This is a genomic window from Aquificaceae bacterium, assembly GCA_037722135.1.
GTDB lineage: Bacteria > Aquificota > Aquificia > Aquificales > Aquificaceae > Pampinifervens > Pampinifervens sericum.
The window spans coordinates 1-2,849 of record JBBKAW010000087.1 but is presented as its reverse complement, the minus strand read 5'-3'; the positions used below and the strand labels follow the sequence as shown (position 1 = coordinate 2,849).

4 protein-coding genes are annotated in these 2,849 nt (G+C 41.0%); 1 reads left to right on the top strand and 3 read right to left on the bottom strand.

Features of this window, described 5'->3' with window-relative positions:
• Both WKI49_06050 and WKI49_06045 read right to left on the bottom strand, forming a co-directional pair.
• Window positions 1–232, bottom strand: a 232-nt coding sequence (locus WKI49_06050) for a hypothetical protein (protein MEJ7622052.1), incomplete at its 3' end; no start/stop codon positions are given.
• Between the two features lie 14 nt (window positions 233–246).
• Window positions 247–468 (bottom strand): DUF2939 domain-containing protein, encoded by a 222-nt coding sequence (locus WKI49_06045; protein MEJ7622051.1) that lies wholly within the window; start codon window positions 466–468, stop codon window positions 247–249.
• 53 nt (window positions 469–521) lie between these two features.
• Between WKI49_06045 and WKI49_06040 the strand changes: the two genes are divergently transcribed.
• The gene (locus WKI49_06040; protein MEJ7622050.1) at window positions 522–1,862 is read left to right on the top strand and encodes a sigma-54 dependent transcriptional regulator; all 1,341 of its coding nucleotides are present in this window, start codon (window positions 522–524) and stop codon (window positions 1,860–1,862) included.
• 1 nt (window position 1,863) lies between these two features.
• Here WKI49_06040 and WKI49_06035 read toward each other — a convergent pair.
• A partial coding sequence (locus WKI49_06035) for a hypothetical protein (protein MEJ7622049.1) occupies window positions 1,864–2,849 on the bottom strand: 986 nt, incomplete at its 5' end.

Genomic DNA, 2,849 nt, shown 5'->3' with positions numbered 1-2,849 from the left:
TATCCCTTATTTGATATACAAAAGTATTTATGCCTTTGTAGCTTGCACTTGTTTCAAGCTCTTCTTTTGTATCTGCATTTGTGTTGTCTGTGGCTATTTTCATACCCTTGGGCTTTTCTTCCTTAGCCTCTAAGTTTTGCATTACTACTCCTTCTGTGGGCATGCATCCCTTTTCCATTATGTATGCACGTCCCTCTGGTGAGACTGCCATTTCCACAAAAGGGTCTATCAACAGGCTTCCAAGGGCTAAGGCGAAAAACCAACCTCTTCCGTATCTACCTCCTTAGCCACCTCTTTGGCTAAAAGGGTCTTTATTTTAAGGTCTTCCCTCAGGGCTTGATACTCTACATATCTGGATACCTCATTGGCATCACCCCTTTCCAGAGCAGAGCCGAACCTTTTAAGGGTTATGTATGGACTTGCAAAGAACCACGCACCGAAGATTAGCAAAGAAATTAGGACCACCATTATGATAGCTTTTTTTTCGTATTTTACCTTTCCTTGCTGTTAAATTATAACCTATGCAGGCTAACATATTGGTGGTGGATGACGAAAAGGGTATAAGAGAAACCCTAAGGAGTATCCTTGAAGAGGAAGGCTACAGTGTATCCACTGCGGACAGTATAAAGTCCATGAGGGAAAAGGTAGAGCGTTTTTACTTTCATTGTGTGCTCTTGGACCTTTGGCTTCCTGACGGTAATGGGCTTGAATATATTTCTTACCTGAAGGAAAAACTCCCAGGTTCTGCCATTATAGTCATAACAGGTCATGGCAAAACAGAGCATGCGGTCAGGTCAATAAAGGAAGGTGCATACGACTTTCTTGAAAAACCCTTTTCTATGGATAGGCTTTTGACAACGGTAGAAAAAGCCCTAAGGGAGACCATAAGGTCAAGAAAAGAAGAAGACCAAGACCCAATCATTGGTAAAAGCAGGCAGATACTACAGGTAAAGGAACTCATCCACAAGGTGGCAAAGACCAACGCCAACGTCCTTATCGTAGGAGAAAGTGGCACAGGGAAGGAGCTTGTAGCAAGGAGAATACACGCCCTTTCAGAAAGGTCCGAAGGACCCTTTATAGACATAAACTGTGCTGGGCTTCCTGACGACCTTGTGGAGGCAGAGCTTTTTGGCTACGAAAGAGGTGCCTTTACCTCCGCCAGTCAAAGAAAGCTGGGTAAAATTGAGCTGGCTCATGGTGGCACGCTCTTTTTGGATGAGGTTTCCGAGCTAAGTCCAAAGGCACAAGCAAAGCTCCTTAGAGTGCTTGAAACAAAAGAATTTACAAGACTTGGTGGAACGCAGGTAATAAGGTCTGACTTTAGACTCCTGTGTGCCACCAACAAAAACCTGCAGGACGAGGTAAAAAAAGGGAACTTCAGAGAAGACCTCTATCATAGGATATCCACCTTTGTGATAAGTCTACCACCTCTTAGAGAAAGGGATGAGGATATAATTCTACTCGCTGAGCATTTCCTATCAAAGTTTCTAAAAGAATACAACAAACAACCTAAATATTTAAGTGAAGGTGCAAGAAAACTTCTTCAAACCTACCCGTGGAAAGGAAACGTAAGAGAATTGAAAAACCTTATGGAAAGGCTTGCCATACTCCACGAAGGCACGCAGATAACAGAAAAAGACCTAAAAAGTCTTCTTGGTTTTGACCATGAGCCAGAGGATATAAGGTCTCTTCTCATGGAAAAGGACCTAAGGAAGGCAAGGCAGTCTTTTGAAAAGCTTTTCATTGAAAGAAAGTTGAAGGAAAACGACTATGACCTTAGAAAAACCGCAGAAGCCATAGGCATAGACCTTTCTAACCTATACAGGAAGATAAAGCAGTATGAGATAGAGATAAATTCATAAACTACATAAAGCCATAGACAAAGGTGAAACCAAACAAGAGACCTGCAAAAACAAAAGCACTTTTTATATCCCTAAAAGGCAGGATAAGGTTCAGCAATAGGTATATTAGAGAAATTGCAAAAGGTAAGATTAAATGATGCCAAAAACCAAACTTTTCTTTTAGCATTTCATCAAGTGCCTTGTATGTTATGCTAAGACCATCTTTACCAAAAAAGTCCTTTATACCCACTCTTATGAGTTGCGGAGCACTTGTGTATAGCACGAGAGGTTTGTAGCTTTCTAAAATCTTTCCGTTAGTTTTTTGCACTGCCAAATAGGTGGCTACCGCACCATGCTTTTGAGTATATTTATAGAGATTCTCCAACTGCTTCTCATTTTCTACAAACTTAAGAGTCCTCGCATAGGGTGCTATTCCCGCCTGTTTTCGCCATATATTTCCTGTATCCCATATGCTCTGTGCGAGTTTTCTGTCCTTTACAACCGCCTTAGCTAAGGGTTCGCTAAGAGCAGAGGTTTTCCTCAAAGCCCTCAAAAAGTCAAAAGCTGGAGACACTAAACCAAGTGCAGAAAGTCCAAGAACAAACTCATCTACCTCTTTGCCTCTAAGGAAGTTAAAGACTTCTCTAAAAACATCTCTCACGTCTCCAAAAATAGTCATATCTGAGATAAAAACGCAAAAGAGAGAAGTTATGTCTTCAGGTATACCATACACAATGGACTTGCCACACTTTTTAGCCTTGTAGACAAGACTGTTAAGAGTATCCTCCGACCTTTTGTATATCTCGTCCGCTTTTTGTCTTTCTTCTTCTGTAAAACCCTCGGAACTTTTAACAAATTCCGCTATAGTTTTGGCTTCTTCGTATCTTTCTTCCAAATAAGCCTGCTCCATATCACGCAGAATTTCTTCCTTTTGAAGTTTTATGAAGTTGTATTTTCTATCTGGAGTGCCTACCCAAAAAAGTAGGGCTATAAATAGTATAAAAAGGA